General features: G+C 62.1%; 15 protein-coding genes. 9 read left to right on the plus strand and 6 right to left on the minus strand.

The window, feature by feature from the left end; genetic code table 11:
* Window positions 1–60: 60 nt before the first annotated feature.
* A complete protein-coding gene (locus WNZ15_RS12580) occupies window positions 61–243 on the minus strand; it encodes a hypothetical protein (RefSeq protein WP_342893330.1) in 183 nt (60 codons plus the stop codon).
* A 43-nt stretch (window positions 244–286) separates the two neighbouring features.
* Between WNZ15_RS12580 and WNZ15_RS12585 the strand changes: the two genes are divergently transcribed.
* Window positions 287–673, plus strand: a complete 387-nt coding sequence (locus WNZ15_RS12585) for a hypothetical protein (protein WP_342893331.1) — start codon at window positions 287–289, stop codon at window positions 671–673.
* A 60-nt stretch (window positions 674–733) separates the two neighbouring features.
* Here WNZ15_RS12585 and trpB read toward each other — a convergent pair whose 3' ends face one another.
* Both trpB and WNZ15_RS12595 read right to left on the minus strand, forming a co-directional pair.
* Complete coding sequence (trpB, locus tag WNZ15_RS12590) at window positions 734–1,939, minus strand: tryptophan synthase subunit beta (RefSeq protein ID WP_342893812.1); 1,206 nt, start codon at window positions 1,937–1,939, stop codon at window positions 734–736.
* A gap of 48 nt (window positions 1,940–1,987) precedes the next feature.
* Window positions 1,988–2,632, minus strand: coding sequence for a phosphoribosylanthranilate isomerase (locus WNZ15_RS12595; RefSeq protein ID WP_342893332.1), 645 nt, complete (start codon window positions 2,630–2,632; stop codon window positions 1,988–1,990).
* Between the two features lie 159 nt (window positions 2,633–2,791).
* Between WNZ15_RS12595 and WNZ15_RS12600 the strand changes: the two genes are divergently transcribed.
* The gene (locus WNZ15_RS12600; protein WP_342893333.1) at window positions 2,792–3,565 is read left to right on the plus strand and encodes an alpha/beta hydrolase; all 774 of its coding nucleotides are present in this window, start codon (window positions 2,792–2,794) and stop codon (window positions 3,563–3,565) included.
* A 44-nt stretch (window positions 3,566–3,609) separates the two neighbouring features.
* Here WNZ15_RS12600 and WNZ15_RS12605 read toward each other — a convergent pair whose 3' ends face one another.
* Window positions 3,610–5,892 (minus strand): NADP-dependent malic enzyme, encoded by a 2,283-nt coding sequence (locus tag WNZ15_RS12605; RefSeq protein ID WP_342893334.1) that lies wholly within the window; start codon window positions 5,890–5,892, stop codon window positions 3,610–3,612.
* 235 nt (window positions 5,893–6,127) lie between these two features.
* On the opposite strand from WNZ15_RS12605, the gene mutS reads away from it, so the two are divergent.
* Both mutS and WNZ15_RS12615 read left to right on the plus strand, forming a co-directional pair.
* The gene (gene mutS, locus WNZ15_RS12610; protein ID WP_342893813.1) at window positions 6,128–8,848 is read left to right on the plus strand and encodes a DNA mismatch repair protein MutS; all 2,721 of its coding nucleotides are present in this window, start codon (window positions 6,128–6,130) and stop codon (window positions 8,846–8,848) included.
* 140 nt (window positions 8,849–8,988) lie between these two features.
* Window positions 8,989–10,170, plus strand: coding sequence for an MFS transporter (locus WNZ15_RS12615; RefSeq protein ID WP_342893335.1), 1,182 nt, complete (start codon window positions 8,989–8,991; stop codon window positions 10,168–10,170).
* Between the two features lie 19 nt (window positions 10,171–10,189).
* Here WNZ15_RS12615 and WNZ15_RS12620 read toward each other — a convergent pair whose 3' ends face one another.
* Complete coding sequence (locus WNZ15_RS12620; RefSeq protein WP_342893336.1) at window positions 10,190–10,711, minus strand: DUF2244 domain-containing protein; 522 nt, start codon at window positions 10,709–10,711, stop codon at window positions 10,190–10,192.
* 22 nt (window positions 10,712–10,733) lie between these two features.
* Here WNZ15_RS12620 and nth point away from each other — a divergent pair, with 22 nt between their 5' ends.
* Together nth and WNZ15_RS12630 are read left to right on the plus strand one after the other, a co-directional pair.
* Complete coding sequence (gene nth / locus WNZ15_RS12625) at window positions 10,734–11,558, plus strand: endonuclease III (RefSeq protein ID WP_342893337.1); 825 nt, start codon at window positions 10,734–10,736, stop codon at window positions 11,556–11,558.
* Window positions 11,555–12,103 (plus strand): GNAT family N-acetyltransferase, encoded by a 549-nt coding sequence (locus tag WNZ15_RS12630; RefSeq protein WP_342893338.1) that lies wholly within the window; start codon window positions 11,555–11,557, stop codon window positions 12,101–12,103. The genes nth and WNZ15_RS12630 overlap by 4 nt, the downstream gene beginning before the upstream one ends.
* A gap of 6 nt (window positions 12,104–12,109) precedes the next feature.
* On the opposite strand, the gene irrA is transcribed toward WNZ15_RS12630, so the two are convergent.
* Window positions 12,110–12,529, minus strand: coding sequence for an iron response transcriptional regulator IrrA (gene irrA / locus WNZ15_RS12635; RefSeq protein ID WP_342893339.1), 420 nt, complete (start codon window positions 12,527–12,529; stop codon window positions 12,110–12,112).
* 348 nt (window positions 12,530–12,877) lie between these two features.
* Here irrA and fabA point away from each other — a divergent pair, with 348 nt between their 5' ends.
* The 3 genes from fabA (at window position 12,878) to fabI (ending at window position 15,570) form a co-directional block, all read left to right on the plus strand.
* Window positions 12,878–13,384: a 3-hydroxyacyl-[acyl-carrier-protein] dehydratase FabA gene (gene fabA, locus WNZ15_RS12640; protein WP_342893340.1), complete on the plus strand. Its 507-nt coding sequence runs from the start codon at window positions 12,878–12,880 to the stop codon at window positions 13,382–13,384.
* A gap of 139 nt (window positions 13,385–13,523) precedes the next feature.
* Window positions 13,524–14,747: a beta-ketoacyl-ACP synthase I gene (gene fabB, locus WNZ15_RS12645; RefSeq protein WP_342893341.1), complete on the plus strand. Its 1,224-nt coding sequence runs from the start codon at window positions 13,524–13,526 to the stop codon at window positions 14,745–14,747.
* Between the two features lie 10 nt (window positions 14,748–14,757).
* Window positions 14,758–15,570, plus strand: coding sequence for an enoyl-ACP reductase FabI (gene fabI / locus WNZ15_RS12650; RefSeq protein WP_342893342.1), 813 nt, complete (start codon window positions 14,758–14,760; stop codon window positions 15,568–15,570).
* Window positions 15,571–15,696 lie beyond the last annotated feature (126 nt).

Consider the following 15,696-nt stretch of genomic DNA (forward strand, 5'->3'; position numbering starts at 1 on the left):
CCCGTGTCAATGTTCTGATGGCGTTTGCCGAGAATGCATGGCCGGGATATCCGCCGGCCGTTACCGGCTCGGATAGTCGATCAGGCCGATCGCTCTCAGGTCGGCGTCGGACCGGTAGATGTGTTCGCCGCCGATTGGCCGAGTGCGTCCGGAACGCTGAAACGGGGTTCCCGTGCCGCGAAATACGGTGGTCAGCGGTGCCGCCGAAGGCGCGCTCAGAAAAAGGGCCTGCAAGGTGCTCATCTCAGGAACCATGGATAGGGGGCTTCTGCCGCCAGGAATCACGATGGCTGCAGCTTATGAGTTTTTTGCAGTGCAGCAACCGGGTGCGGCGCAGGTCAGCCCCACGCGAATTGCATGGCTGGATTGTTCGATACGCAGAATTAGCCTCTGGAAAAATGCACTCTGTGCGCCTATGTTGGTCCCATTGCAAACCCTGCATTCCAAGGAGCTGAAAATGGCCCATTCCCTGTTTGAACCTGCCCCCGAGCCCTTCGGCGAACGTGTATGGCGCCGCGTGAAGGATATCGGCCTGACCGCAGGTCACGGTTCACTGCCCCCCGGAGCCGCGCGGACCGACCCGGCTCTTCTGGCGCAGGCCCAGCATCTGGACGCACGCGGACGGCAACAGCTTCTCCAGGCCATGCTGACCGCCCGCCCGATCAAAAAATAGGGCCGCGCGGTTGTGCCGCGCAGCCCTCGAAATTGCGAATGCCCCGGTGTTTAAGGGTTTTCAGAGATCGAACCCCAGCATCTCGCCGACGGCAAAAACGTCCTTGTCGCCGCGACCGCACAGGTTCATGACGATGATCTTGTCCTTGCCCATCTGCGGCGCCAGCTTGGCCACATGCGCCAGCGCATGGGACGGCTCCAGGGCCGGGATGATGCCTTCGACCCGCGTCAGCATCTGGAAGGCTTCCAGGGCTTCTGTGTCCATGATCGGCACATAGTTCACGCGGCCGATCTCCTTCAGCCAGGAGTGCTCCGGCCCGATTCCGGGATAGTCGAGGCCGGCGGAGATCGAGTGGCCCTCAAGGATCTGGCCGTCGTCGTCCTGAAGCAGATAGGTGCGGTTGCCGTGAAGAACGCCGGGCTTACCGGCCGTCAGCGACGCGCAATGCTCCTCGCCCTCGAGCCCATGGCCACCGGCTTCGACGCCGTAGATCTCGACGCCCTTGTCATCGAGGAACGGATGGAACATGCCGATGGCATTGGAGCCGCCGCCAACGGCGGCCACCAGGGCGTCCGGCAGCCGGCCTTCGGCTGCCATGATCTGCTCGCGCAGTTCCCGGCCGATCACCGACTGGAAGTCACGCACCATTTCCGGATAGGGATGCGGGCCCGCCGCCGTGCCGATCAGGTAGTAGGTGTCGTCGACATTGGTCACCCAGTCCCGCAGCGCCTCGTTCATGGCGTCCTTCAGGGTCCCCGCGCCTGCGGTGACCGGCACGATCTCGGCGCCCAGAAGCTTCATGCGGAAGACATTCGGCTTCTGCCGTTCCACGTCGGTCTTGCCCATGTAGACAACGCAGGGCAGGCCGAAGCGCGCGCAGACCGTGGCGGTCGCCACCCCATGCTGGCCGGCGCCGGTCTCCGCGATGATGCGGGTCTTGCCCATGCGCTTGGCCAGCAGGATCTGACCCAGGCAATTGTTGATCTTGTGGGATCCGGTGTGGTTGAGCTCGTCACGCTTGAAATAGATCTTCGCGCCGCCCAGTTCCTCCGTCAGCCGCTCGGCAAAATAGAGCGGCGAGGGACGGCCCGTGTAATGGGTGTTGAGCGACTCGATCTCCGCATGGAAGGCCGGGTCGTTCTTGGCGTCCTTGTAGTGCTGTTCCAGTTCAAGGATCAGCGGCATCAGGGTCTCGGCGACGTAGCGGCCGCCGAAAATGCCGAAATGCCCACGATCGTCCGGACCGGTCCGGATGCTGTTCGCCATATCGTTCACGCGTAAACTCCTTGCCGCAGAGCGGTTTTCTTCCCGATATCAGGCACCTTTGGCCGCCGCCAGAAAAGCGCGAATGAGGTCGGCGTCCTTGACGCCCTTGTCCCGCTCGACACCCGAGGAAACATCGACCTCGGACACGCCGCTGACGCGAATGGCCTCGGCCACGTTCGACGGGTCCAGGCCTCCCGAAAGCATATAGGGCTTGCCGAGGTCAAGGCCCTTCAGGAGAGCCCAGTCATACGCGACGCCATTGCCGCCCGGGAGGTCGGCCCCGGCCGGCGGTTTGGCATCGAACAGGATCCGGTCCGCGACGATCGCATAGTATTGCGCCTGTTCCAGATCGGCGGCTTCGGAAACCGCCACGGCCTTCATGATCGCGGTGCCGTGCATGACCTTCACCGCGGCGAGGGATTCCGGCGCTTCGGAGCCGTGAAACTGGATGGTGTCGGGAGCGACCAGCTCCTTGATCCGCGACAGGCCGTCCAGATCCATGTTGACCGTCACCGCGACGATCTCGGCCTTGCCCCTGGCCATGTCGGCCAGCCGGCACGCCTGGCTGAGGGACACATGGCGGGGGCTCTTGGGATAGAACATCAGCCCGACCATGTCCGCACCGGCCTCCAGCGCGGCTTCCATGGTGTCCTCGGTCGACAGACCGCAGATTTTGACTTTTATATCCGACATGGGTTCGAGGTATCACCGGTGACGATGGGTTTGTCAAAGAGGAAACATCATACGATCCTATAGCGCATCGAAAAGACTCACTTCAATGTGACAGTCCCTCTTACGCACCTTGAGATACAAGCTACACGATTTTTCAAACGGCAGGGCAAGAAGCAAGCGATGCTGCATTCCACTCAAACAAACATCGGGCAGCCGACGCTTGTTCTACTTCATCCAGCCGGATTCGACGGCCGCATATGGCAGAAGGCCACAGAATTGCTGCCCGATTTCAATTGTGTGTGTATTGATCTGCCTGGTCATGGCCTGTCCAAAGGACATACGGTTACAGATTTCGAGGAGGCCAGTGACGCTGTCGCCAGGGTCGTGGAGAAACTGGGCACGTCCCCGGTCCACATCGCCGGCATTTCAATGGGGTCCTACATCGGGTTTTACCTGATGCTGAGGCACTCTGCCCTCGTGCAAAGCGCCATCCTGAGCGGTTTTCAATGCGAACCTATCCCCGCTCCCGCATTGATGCGCGCCATGATGCACGTTTCATCCTGGATGATCAATTCCCGGCGCACACGCGAAAAAATGGCGCGTTCCATGGGGGTCGCAAATGTCGACCTGATCAGCAGGAAGGGCCGCCCCAACGCATCGGCCTCGACAATGCGAAAAGTCGGGCGGCTTGCACTGGAGTTCGATGTCCTCGATGCCTTGAGACACATTTCGGTGCCCACGCTTGTCTTGGCCGGGGAGAAGGAACATCCAGCCATCAAGGCATCCCTGCCCGTTTTTCAAACACGGATGTCCAGGTGCAAGGCGCGCACAATTCCGAATCTCGGTCATGGCTGGATTGCCCAGTCACCGGAACTCTTTGCGGAAACAGTGCGTGCCTGGATCCTTGACCTCACCTTGCCTGAAGAACTGGAGCCAGTGTCAAAAGCTGACTGACCCTTCAGGTGTCCTCCGGGAAGGGCAAATGCGCAATGCCCCTCTCACGTCACGTTGAACGCCGCGATAGCGGCCATGTTGACGATGTCGCTGTCCTTGGCGCCGATGGGCAAGATCTGGATCGGCTTGTCGAAACCGACGAGCAGGGGGCCGATGACGGTGGCACCGCCCAGTTCCTGCAGCATCTTGGTGGCGATGGAAGCGGAGTGGAAAGCCGGCATCACCAGAACGTTCGCCGGGCCGGACAGGCGGCAGAAAGGGTAGGAGGCCATGCGGTCCATGTTGAGGGCGACGTCCGCCGCCATTTCCCCGTCATACTCGAAGTCGGCGCGGCGCCGGTCGAGGATCTTGACGGCCTCGATGACCTTTTCTGAGCGTTCGCCCTTCGGGTGGCCGAAGGTGGAATAGGCCAGCATGGCAACACGCGGCTCATAACCGAGCTTGCGGGCGACATGGGCCGCCTCCTCGGCAATGTCGGCCAATTCCTCCGATGTCGGCATGTCGATCACCGCCGTGTCGGCAATCAGCACGGTCCGGCCCCGGGCAAGCGCCAGGGAAACACCGATGATCCGGTGACCCGGCTTCGGATCGATGGTCGCCTTGACGGTGTCGAGGGCCACGGAGTAGTTCCGGGTCAGGCCGGTGACCATGGCGTCGGCATCGCCGCGCGCAACCATGATCGCGCCCCAGTAATTGCGGTCGTTGTTGACCATGCGCTGGCAGTCGCGCAGCAGGTAGCCCCGGCGCTGCAGGCGGCCATAGAGATATTGGGCGTAGTCGCTGTTGCGATCCGAAAGCCGCGCGTTCTGGATGGAAATGCCGGTCTTGCCGAGATCAACCCCGGCGTGTTCGGCCATCTTTCGAATTTCGTCCTCGCGGCCGATCAGGATGGCCTCGCCCAGCCCTTGCGAGGCGAAGCTTGCCGCCGCGCGGATCACCGGTTCCTCCTCGCCCTCGGCAAAGACGACCCGTTTCGGCTGCTGCCGCACCTTGGAGAAGATCCGCTGCAAGGTGCCGGCGACCGGGTCGCGGCGCGCGGACAGCTGATGCTTGTAGGCCTCCATGTCGACGATCGGACGCCTGGCAACGCCTGAATCCATCGCCGCCTGGGCAACCGCCGGCGGGATTGCATGGATCAGGCGGGGGTCGAATGGCACCGGAATGATGTATTCCGGCCCGAACTTCGGCCGGTTGCCACGATAGGCGGCGGCGACCTCGTCGGGCACTTCCTCGCGCGCCAGTTCCGCCAGCGCGTGGGCGCAGGCCACCTTCATGTCGTCGTTGATGGTGGTCGCCTGGACATCCAGTGCGCCCCGGAAAATATAGGGAAACCCGAGCACGTTGTTGACCTGGTTCGGATAGTCCGAACGGCCGGTGGCGACAATGGCGTCGTCCCTGACGGCAGCGGCCTCTTCCGGTGTGATTTCCGGATCCGGGTTGGCCATCGCGAAGATGATCGGATTCGGCGCCATTACCCTCAGCATGTCTGCCGTCAAGGCCCCCTTGACCGACACGCCCAGGAAGACATCCGCGCCTTTCAACGCGTCATAGAGCGAGCGCGCGCCGGTTTCGATGGCATGCGCCGATTTCCACTGGTTCATGCCCTCCTCGCGGCCCTTGTAGATCACCCCCTTGGTGTCGCAGAGCGTGACATTCTGGTGGGGAACACCCATCGCCTTGACGAGCTCGATACAGGCGATGCCCGCCGCGCCCGCGCCGTTGCAGACAATCTTTGCATCCTTCATGTCCCGGCCGGTCATGTGCAATGCATTGATCAGACCCGCCGCAGCGATGATGGCCGTACCGTGCTGGTCGTCGTGAAAGACCGGAATATCCATCAGTTCGCGCAGGCGCTGCTCGATGATGAAGCAGTCCGGCGCCTTGATGTCCTCAAGGTTGATGCCGCCGAAGGACGGCCCGAGGTAGCGCACCGAATTGATGAATTCCTCGACGTCCTGGGTGTCGACTTCCAGATCGATGGAATCGACATCGGCGAAACGCTTGAACAGGACCGACTTGCCCTCCATCACCGGCTTGGAGGCCAGTGCACCGAGATTGCCCATCCCCAGGATCGCGGAGCCGTTGGAGATCACGGCGACCATATTGCCCTTGGTCGTATAGTCGTATGCCCTGCTCGGATCGTCCGCGATCGCCTGCACCGGAACGGCTACGCCGGGCGAATAGGCCAGTGACAGATCGCGCTGGGTCGCCATCGGTTTGGTCGGGTTGATTTCCAGCTTTCCGGGGCGGCCTTCCTGGTGGAACTGCAGCGCCTCCTGATCGGTAAAGCTGACATTGGTCTTGGACGATTTGGTTTCATCAGACATGGCGCGGACGTTTCCTCTAGAGAACCTGCTCTTGGCGGCGGGCGCCCGACCTTATCCGCTGGATATTGAAGCCTCAACCCGCCAGATCCCGGACCAAACGCGCATGGACGGAAAAAAGCGTCGGCGCCGTCTTTCTCCGCCGGCGGACAAACGCGAGGCCTTTCTCCTTTGGATCGATCCGCTCAACCGCAATCAAGCGCTTTCCCTTGAAAGCCGGTTGATCTACGTATCAGACATGAGTGGACAGAACGCGCAAAACCCGGTTCCGGCGGACACCAAGGTCACGCCGATGATGGCCCAGTTCCTGGAGATCAAGGCTGCCAATCCCGACAGCCTGCTGTTCTACCGGATGGGCGATTTCTACGAAATGTTCTTCGAGGATGCGGAAGTGGCCTCGGCGGCGCTGGGCATCACGCTGACCAAGCGGGGCAAGCACCAGGGCGACGACATTCCCATGTGCGGGGTGCCTGTGCATGCAGCGGACGATTACCTGCAAAAGCTGATCGCCAAGGGCATTCGCGTTTCGGTCTGCGAACAGACCGAAGACCCGGCGGCGGCCAAGAAACGCGGCTCCAAGTCGGTGGTCCGCCGTGATGTGGTCCGTCTCGTCACCCCGGGCACCCTGACCGAGGAACGGCTTCTGGACGCAACGTCCAACAATTACCTGATGGCGCTGACACGCCTGAAGGGCGGGTCTCTTCAGGGCGACGCCGTCTACGGACTGGCCTGGATCGACATGTCCACCGGATCCTTCCAGGTGTCCGAAACCGACCACCAGCGCGTCGCCGCGGACCTGGCCCAGGTCGCGCCGCGCGAACTGATCCTCGCCGATCACCTGCTGCAGGAAAGCGACTTGCGTCTGCTGGCCGAACAGTCCGGCGGCTCGTTGTCGCCGGTGCCGCGTGCCTTTTTCGACAGCTCGACGGCCACCGACCGGCTGGCGCATTATTTCGGCGTCAAGACCCTGGACGGCTTCGGCACCTTCAGCCGGGCCGAACTGTCGGCCGCCGCCGGCATCCTTGCCTATGTGGAGAAAACCCAGCTCGGCGAACGCCCGCCCCTCGACCCCCCGGTTCGCGAGGCCGGTGCCGGCAGAATGCTGATCGATCCGGCAACCCGCGCCAATCTGGAATTGTCCCGGACACTCTCGGGTGAAAGACAGGGCTCGCTGCTGGCCACCATCGACCGTACGGTCACGGGCGGCGGGTCCCGGCTGCTCGCCAGCAGGTTGGCCGGTCCGCTGTTCGATGTCGATGAAATTCAGCAGCGCCATGACGCCGTCGGCTTTTTTCTCGAACACGAACTGATGCGCGAAGGTCTGCGCCAGACCCTGAAGGGCGCACCGGACATGGCCCGCGCGCTGTCACGCATCGCCCTGAACCGGGGCGGCCCGCGGGACATTCTCGCCCTTGCCCTGGGACTATCGGCGGCACGGGCCGTGCTTGACCAGACAGGATCGAGCCCGGTGGCAATCCCGGCGGAAATTTCCGCCGCCCGCACCAGCCTCGAGCGGGCGCCCCACGACCTCGGGGAGGAACTGACGCGCGCCATCCGGCAGGATCCGCCCCTGCTGAAACGGGACGGCGGTTTCATCGCAACCGGCTACAACGGCGACCTCGACGAATTGCGCTCGCTGCGCGACGAGAGCCGAAAGGTGATCGCGAAACTGCAGGCGCAATATGCCGAAGAGCTCGGTCTCCGGTCGCTGAAGATCAAGCACAACAACGTGCTCGGCTGGTTCATCGAGACCCCCACCGCCCAGGCGGACAGGCTCACCGGCGATCCCGCCCGGTTCATCCACCGCCAGACAATGGCCGGAGCCATGCGGTTCACCACGACCGAACTGGCCGAACTGGAATCGAAGATCGCCAGCGCCGGCGAACGTGCGCTGGCCATCGAGATGGAGATTTTCGACCGCCTGGCAAATGCGGTCATCGATGCGGGTGAGACCATCAAGGCAGCGGCACAGGGCCTCAGCGCCCTGGACGTGTCGGCGGCGCTGGCCAAACTCGCCCAGGAAGAGGCCCATGTGCGGCCGACCGTGGACGACAGCCGGGCCTTCGACATCAGGGGCGGGCGGCATCCGGTTGTCGAAAGCGCCCTGAAAAAAGGCGGCGGCGACAGTTTTGTTGCCAATGATGCCAATCTTGGCCCGGACTCGGACGAGGACATCGGTCATATCTGGCTGATCACCGGTCCCAACATGGCCGGTAAATCGACGTTCCTGCGCCAGAATGCCCTGATCGCGGTGCTGGCCCAGATGGGGGCGTTCGTGCCCGCCATGTCCGCGCATATCGGTGTGGTCGACCGTCTGTTCTCGCGCGTCGGCGCGGCGGATGACCTGGCACGCGGACGCTCGACCTTCATGGTGGAAATGGTCGAGACGGCCGCCATCCTCAACCAGGCGGGCGACCGGTCCCTGGTCATTCTCGATGAAATCGGCCGGGGCACAGCCACGTTCGACGGCTTGTCGATCGCCTGGGCGACCATCGAGCACCTGCACGAGGTCAACAGGTCCCGCGCGCTGTTCGCTACCCACTACCACGAGCTGACGGCGCTTTCGGCCAAGCTCGACCGCCTGTCGAACGCCACGGTGTCGGTCAAGGAATGGAATGGCGAGGTGATTTTCCTGCACGAGATCGTGCCGGGCGCCGCCGACCGGTCCTACGGCATTCAGGTCGCCAAGCTCGCCGGACTGCCGGCAACGGTGGTCGAACGCTCCAAACAGGTGCTCAGCCAGCTGGAAGAGCAGGACCGCAGGTCCCCGTCCGAGAGCCTGATCGACGAACTGCCGCTGTTTGCCAGCATCGCACCGCCCGTGCCCAGCGCCACAAGCGCGGAGCCAGACCCAGTGACGGGCGCTCTTGAGGACATCGACCCGGACGACATGACCCCGCGCGAGGCACTCGAGGCACTCTACCGGCTGAAGTCGCTGCGGGCGGAACGCACCGGCTGAAACTGCGGTCCGGAACTGACACCGATCCTTCGGCACGCGCGTGTCGGGTCTGTTGCCTCGGTGAAAAAGACCGTGACGGCGGCGTGTTGCAGGACTAGGCTGGTGGTCCCACCCGATATTCCAGTCCGGCCATTCGCTCCATGACGTTCTTCCTCCAGCTCCCCCGTCAGGCGGTGCTGATCCTGCTGCTTCAGTTCACCAACAGCCTGGGCGTGTCCTCGCTGGTGCCGCTGATGAGTTTTTTCATCGTCGACGGCCTCAAGGCCGAACCGTGGCAGGTGGGACTTTACACGGCGCTGTTGATGCCGCTGACCCTCCTGTCCAACAGATGGGCCGGCGAGCGGCTCGATCACGGGTTTGCGGTCAGGAAATTGCTGCTGATACCCGTGTCCGCCTTTGTGCTGCTGTCCGCCTTGCTGACGCAGGTTTCGAGCCTGTTGATGCTGATCGTGCTGATCGCGCCCCTGATGAGCCTGTCGAACATGGGATCGGGCACCATCTTCACCTTCGGCAGGCTCTACGCGGAACGGCAGGCGCTCGATATCGGCCGCATCAACTCCTGGCTGCGCATGACCGTGTCGCTCGCATGGATGATCGGTCCGGCCCTGTCATTCACATTGGTGGCGTCCTTCGGTTTTCCGGTGGCCTTCACCTGCGCCTTCGCCATCGGGCTCGTGTATCTGGTGCTGTGGCATGTCGTGGTTCCCGCTGACTTCAGGGCCAAACCGCGCATCCGGCCGGAAAAGGGCCGGGAGCCCGTCAACCTGGGTCTTCTGATCGGAGGAATGTCCTGCATCGGCTTCGTGATCACCAATTCCCTGTTCGTTTCCGCGATGCCGCTTTATTTCGTCAACGAGACCGGCCTGCCCGGTTCGACCCCCGGATTGTCGCTGTCGGTCAAGTGCCTGGTGGAGATCTTCGTGATCTTCGCGTCCGTCCGGCTTGCCGAACGCATCGGCACGCGGCAGGTGCTGATGCTCGCGGCCTGCCTGGCCGCTGTCAGCATGCTTTTGTTCACGCAAGTGTCCGCGCTCTGGCAGGTCCTGACGATCTCGGTTCTGGAAGGCACGTATTACGGCCTCTTCGCCGGCGTGGCGATCAGCTTCGTGCAGAGCTTCGCACCGGACAGGCCGGGGCGGGCCACCGCCGTCTACATGAACAGCTTGTTCCTGGGCAGCATGATCGGCAGCGTCTCCATGGGTTTCATCGCCAGCGCCGCGGATTTCAGAACGGTGCTGTTCGTGGCGGCAGTGAGTTCGATGGCCGCCCTCGCCACGCTGGTCGTCACCTTCCGGGTCCAGCCGGAAACCTCACAAACCTAGAAACTCCGGAAGCCGGGACCTAGATTCCGCCGGCCTTGGCCACGGACAATGCGTTTGTGATCGCGCCGGCGAAACTGGCCCGGTCGTCCGGATTGAGAAAATTGCCGAGATCGACGGTTTCTCCCCGTCCGGTCAGGGAAACGCGCACGACGCCCTCATCTTCGATCCGCTCGATCTTCAGCCGGACCCACACCGGATTGAAGCGGTATTCCTGGTGGTGCCCGCCGGGTCCGACCTTGCGAATGGCAATCTCGCTGCGGGAAACGACGATTTCCTCGAAAGCCCGCGCGGCCCGGTAGTTCATGCGAAAGGCAAACCAGAGCAAGACAACATCCAGGCCGAAAAACCCGAAGACCGGCCAGGCGCCGAGGCGCAGGAACACCAGTCCCGAGACAAAACAGACAAGGCCGAAACAGCCCATCAGGATCAGGAACCCGTTCGGTCCGAGAGACCTGTAGGGTGTCAGCACGGCTGTGAAGAACGGCCGGTCACGTTCGTCGCGTTCGTCGCCGGCGTCGGGTTTCGGATTGTTCTTGCTCATGAGGATTGATTATAGAGGGAACATGACACAAGCAAAGAGCCCAACTTCCTCAAAGGCACGCGGCCCGTCCCCTGCAAAGGCGAAGACCCGGCGGAAAGCGCCCTCCGTCGACAATCCCGGCAAGATCCTGAAGCGGTCCCGCTACAGCAAGGCGGAAGTCTACAGGATCTTTCAGCGCTTTCACGCCGACAATCCGGAACCCGAGGGCGAACTGAATTACGTGAATGCCTTCACGCTCCTGGTCGCCGTCGTCCTGTCCGCCCAGGCGACGGATGTCGGCGTCAACCGGGCCACAGGGCACCTGTTCCAGATCGCGGACACGCCGGAAAAAATGATCGCTCTGGGTGAAGACAGGGTGCGAGAGGAAATCAGGACGATCGGACTTTACAAGACCAAGGCCAAAAACGTCATTCGCCTGTCGGAACAACTGGTGCGCGACCATGGCGGTGAGGTGCCGGAAGACCGGGACGCCCTTGAAAGCCTTGCCGGTGTCGGCCGCAAAACGGCCAATGTGGTGCTGAACATCTATTTCGGCCATCCGACCATCGCTGTCGACACACACCTGTTCCGGCTTGGCAACCGGATCGGCCTTGCACCCGGCAAGACGCCCCTGGACGTCGAGAAAGCCATGGAAAAGGTGATCCCGCCAGAATTCGCCCTTCATGCCCATCACTGGCTGATCCTGCATGGCCGCTATATCTGCAAGGCACGCAAGCCCGAGTGCCGACGCTGCGTGATCTACGACCTTTGCAAGAGCCCGGAAAAAGAGCCATTCGACGCCATTCCCGAGGTTGCCTTGCGCGCGCGGGCACAGGTTGAACGCGATGAACGGGAGACCGCCGATTGACCTTTCCGCTCGGTCCTTTCCCTGTCTGCCGGCGGCTCCGGTTCCGGGTGCCGACAGTGAACGACGCCGTTTTCTATCAGGAGCTGATGAGCGAGCCGGACTATCTCAGGTTCATCGCCGACTACGGCATCAATAGCCCGGAAGCTGCCGCCGACTACATCAAGTCGAAGTCGCTTGTCCGGTTTGCATCCCAGGGCGTCGGGCTCTGGCTGGTCGAATTGAAGGATACCCGCGAGCCTATCGGTGTCTGCGGCCTGGTGGTCCGCCCTGAACTCAAGTATCCCGATCTCGGTTTTGCGTTTCTGGCGGCCCATCGCGGCCGGGGCTATGGGCGCGAAGCGGGGCAGGCGGTGCTTGAGTTCGCCGAAAGAGCGCTGAAACTGCGTACTTTGTGCGCGATCACCCATCCGGACAACGCACGATCCGCCAACCTGTTGAAGAAAATCGGCTTCGAGGCGCAAGGACAGCGCCACCTTGCGGAAATCGGATCGACCGCCGACTATTATCTCTGGAAACTGCGATATGTGGACGCCGGCCTGGGCTGATGCGCGTCAGCGTTTCTCGCGCACTCTCACGACCACATCCACCCGAACGACTTCCATGCCCGCCGGTGCCTCCGGCAGGCGGCCGATGCCGACGCCTTCACCCGGAATGTCGATGACGCGGTTTTCGCCTTCGATGAAGAAGTGGTGGTGGTCGGACACGTTGGTATCGAAGTAGGTCTTGTTGCCGTCGATCGCGACTTCCCGCAGCAGGCCCGCTTCCGTGAACTGATGCAGAGTGTTGTAGACCGTCGCAAGGGAGACCGGCACGTCGGCGTCGACCGCTTCCTCATGGAGCAGCTCTGCGGAAATGTGACGGTCGCCCCTGGAATAAAGCAGTTCTGCCAGGCAAACACGCTGGCGTGTCGGCCGCAGACCTGCCGTCCTCAGCATATCGGTCACATCCTTGCCGGCGGATTCTGTCGCCATGTGCATCGTCATTCCGGTCCGATCCAGGTCTTCAGTCGCTGTCTCACGAAGGCTTCCCGGTCCAAACGACCGTGTCTGGGGAGGCGCATTGCGTGGGTTCAGGCCTATATCTGCCATTTCTTGTACCCAGGATGCAAGTTTTAAACGCCGTGGCCCGTGGGCCAAAAAGACGCAAACCCTTCACCGGGAAAGAGCATCTGCGGGATAAAGTCCCGAAAAATCGCGGCAACTTCGCTCAACTGACATCTTTCAGTCATGGTTCCCCTGTGTTAGGAAGGCGCCTCAAACGCACCGAAAACGAACCAACCGGCCCGCTCACCCCGGGCAGGGCATTTATACGGATCCTGAATGACCGAGCGCCGCTCCAGCTACGATTACGAAGACCTTCTCGCCTGCGGCCGCGGCGAGCTGTTTGGACCGGGCAATGCGCAATTGCCGCTTCCGCCGATGCTGATGTTCGACCGGATCACGGAGATTTCCGAAACCGGTGGTGAATTCGACAAGGGATATGCCCGCGCCGAATTCGATATCAAGCCGGATCTCTGGTTCTTTCCGTGCCATTTCCAGGGCAACCCGATCATGCCGGGCTGTCTCGGTCTCGATGCGATGTGGCAGTTGACCGGTTTCTTCCTCGGCTGGCTTGGGCTCGAAGGCAAGGGCATGGCCCTGTCGACCGGCGAAATCAAGTTCAAGGGCATGGTAACGCCGGACGTGAAACTGGTTGAATACGGTATCGATTTCAAACGCATCATGAAGGGCCGCCTTGTGCTCGGCACCGCCGACGGCTGGCTGAAGGCCGACGGCGAAGTGATCTACAGGGCAACCGACCTGCGCGTGGGCCTGGCAAAGACCTGACCCCTTTCAAGCAGGATTGACCATCGGGCCGGCGCTTCTTTGTTCTCGGGGGCGCCGGTTTGCATATTATCTATGAGCCGGTGGGCTGCCGGGGACCCTCGAAGCCTCGCCGACCAGAGCAGGAACTTAGGAGACCGCAATGAGACGCGTTGTCGTCACCGGTATGGGAATCGTATCCTCCATCGGATCAAACGTACAGGAAGTGCTGATCAGCCTGCGCGAAGGCAAGTCCGGGATCAGTTTCGCACCGGATTACGCCGAACATGGCTTCCGCAGCCAGGTTCACGGCAAACCGGATGTCGATATCCCCTCGCTGATCGACAAGCGCCAGCTTCGCTTCATGGGCGACGGCGCGGCCTACAACTTCATTGCCATGCAACAGGCGATTGCCGACAGCGGACTGGAAGAGACCGATGTCTCCAACGTGCGTACGGGCCTGATCATGGGCTCGGGCGGTCCGTCCACCAAGAACCTGTTCCAGGCGCATCAGATCGTTCTGGAAAAAGGCGCCCCGAAACGCATGGGTCCGTTCATGGTGACCCGGGGCATGAGCTCGACCAACTCGGCCTGCCTGGCAACGCCGTTCAAGATCAAGGGCATCAACTATTCGATCACCTCGGCCTGCTCCACATCGGCGCATTGCATCGGCGCCGCGACCGAACAGATCCAGTTCGGCAAGCAGGACGTGATGTTCGCCGGTGGCGGCGAGGAACTCGACTGGACCCTGTCCTGCCTGTTCGACGCCATGGGAGCCATGTCCTCCAAGTACAACGACACACCGCAGACCGCGGCCCGTGCCTATGACGCCACCCGGGACGGGTTCGTCATCGCCGGCGGCGGCGGGGTTGTCGTTCTTGAAGAACTGGAGCACGCCAAGGCCCGCGGCGCCAAGATCTACGCCGAAGTGACCGGTTATGCCGCAAACTCCGACGGCTACGACATGGTCGCACCGTCCGGCGAAGGCGGGGAGCGCTGCATGCGCCTTGCCATCGAAACCCTCGGCGAGCGCAAGGTGGACTACATCAACGCGCACGGCACCTCGACCCCGGTGGGCGACATCGGCGAGATCGAGGCGGTCCGCAAGGTCTTCGGTGAGAACCAGCCCCCCGTGTCCTCGACCAAGTCCCTGACCGGCCACAGCCTCGGCGCGACCGGCGTTCAGGAAGCCATCTACTGTCTGCTCATGCTGCAGCACGATTTCATCACGGCCTCGGCGAACATCACCGAGCTCGACCCGGCCCTGAAGCCGGAAGAAATCGCCATGGAGCGTGTCGACAATGCAGGCCTTGATACGGTTCTTTCCAACAGCTTCGGCTTCGGCGGCACCAATGCCTCCCTTGCGCTGTCGCGTTTCCACGGCTGAGGAGTTTTGAATGTCTGAACTGATGAAGGGCAAGCGTGGCCTGATCATGGGCGTTGCCAATGACCATTCGATCGCGTGGGGCATTGCCAAAGCGCTTTCCGACCAGGGTGCGGAGATTGCCTTCACCTACCAGGGCGAAGCCTTCGGCCGGCGTACCAGGCCGCTGGCGGATTCCATCGGCTCGAAGATCCTGTTGCCGTGCGATGTCGAGGACATTGCCTCGGTCGACGCCGTGTTCGACGCCCTGCGTGAAGAATGGGGCAGCATCGACTTTCTGGTGCATGCGATCGCCTTTTCCGACAAGACGGAATTGCGCGGCAAATATGCGGACACGACCCGGGAGAACTTCTCCCGCACCATGATGATCTCCTGCTTTTCCTTCACCGAGATCGCCAAGCGCGCCGCCGCCCTGATGACCAGCGGCGGCTCCATGGTCACGCTTACTTATGGCGGCTCCACCAAGGTGATGCCGAACTACAACGTGATGGGTGTCGCCAAGGCCGCTCTGGAATCGTCCGTGCGCTATCTGGCCGTCGACTATGGCGAACAGAACATCCGCGTGAATGCGATTTCCGCCGGTCCGGTGCGCACGCTTGCCGGCTCCGGTGTGTCTGATGCGCGCCTGATGTTCAATTTCCAGAAGCGCAACTCGCCGCTCCGCCGGACCGTGTCGCTCGAGGAAATCGGCGGAACCGGGCTCTACCTGCTGTCGGACCTGTCCGGCGGCGTGACCGGGGAAGTGCATTTTGTCGACAGCGGCTACAACATCATGTCGATGCCGCGCCTGAACGAATTGAAGGAACAGGAAGTCAAGGTCGACTGAAGCTCAAGGTGATTTTGTCAGCAGTCTGAGGCGGCCGTTTGGCCGCCTTTTTCGTTTGATTCAACACCCGGCACCTGTTGCCTGCCCGGCTGAAACGAAACGTTCGGCGCGCCCAGGGTCCGGCTG

Origin of the sequence: Roseibium sp. AS2 (genome assembly GCF_038900065.1) — a bacterium.
Taxonomy (GTDB): Bacteria; Pseudomonadota; Alphaproteobacteria; order Rhizobiales; family Stappiaceae; genus Roseibium.

Coding starts and splice junctions, on each gene's coding strand:
- WNZ15_RS12585 (WP_342893331.1), top strand. CDS start 287: ATGGCTGCAGCTTATGAGTTTTTTGCAGTGCAGCAACCGGGTGCGGCG.
- WNZ15_RS12580 (WP_342893330.1), bottom strand. CDS start 243: ATGAGCACCTTGCAGGCCCTTTTTCTGAGCGCGCCTTCGGCGGCACCG.
- WNZ15_RS12620 (WP_342893336.1), bottom strand. CDS start 10,711: ATGAGCAAGAACAATCCGAAACCCGACGCCGGCGACGAACGCGACGAA.
- fabB (WP_342893341.1), top strand. CDS start 13,524: ATGAGACGCGTTGTCGTCACCGGTATGGGAATCGTATCCTCCATCGGA.
- nth (WP_342893337.1), top strand. CDS start 10,734: ATGACACAAGCAAAGAGCCCAACTTCCTCAAAGGCACGCGGCCCGTCC.
- WNZ15_RS12600 (WP_342893333.1), top strand. CDS start 2,792: ATGCTGCATTCCACTCAAACAAACATCGGGCAGCCGACGCTTGTTCTA.
- irrA (WP_342893339.1), bottom strand. CDS start 12,529: ATGGCGACAGAATCCGCCGGCAAGGATGTGACCGATATGCTGAGGACG.
- WNZ15_RS12605 (WP_342893334.1), bottom strand. CDS start 5,892: ATGTCTGATGAAACCAAATCGTCCAAGACCAATGTCAGCTTTACCGAT.
- fabI (WP_342893342.1), top strand. CDS start 14,758: ATGTCTGAACTGATGAAGGGCAAGCGTGGCCTGATCATGGGCGTTGCC.
- mutS (WP_342893813.1), top strand. CDS start 6,128: ATGAGTGGACAGAACGCGCAAAACCCGGTTCCGGCGGACACCAAGGTC.
- fabA (WP_342893340.1), top strand. CDS start 12,878: ATGACCGAGCGCCGCTCCAGCTACGATTACGAAGACCTTCTCGCCTGC.
- WNZ15_RS12615 (WP_342893335.1), top strand. CDS start 8,989: ATGACGTTCTTCCTCCAGCTCCCCCGTCAGGCGGTGCTGATCCTGCTG.
- trpB (WP_342893812.1), bottom strand. CDS start 1,939: ATGGCGAACAGCATCCGGACCGGTCCGGACGATCGTGGGCATTTCGGC.
- WNZ15_RS12595 (WP_342893332.1), bottom strand. CDS start 2,632: ATGTCGGATATAAAAGTCAAAATCTGCGGTCTGTCGACCGAGGACACC.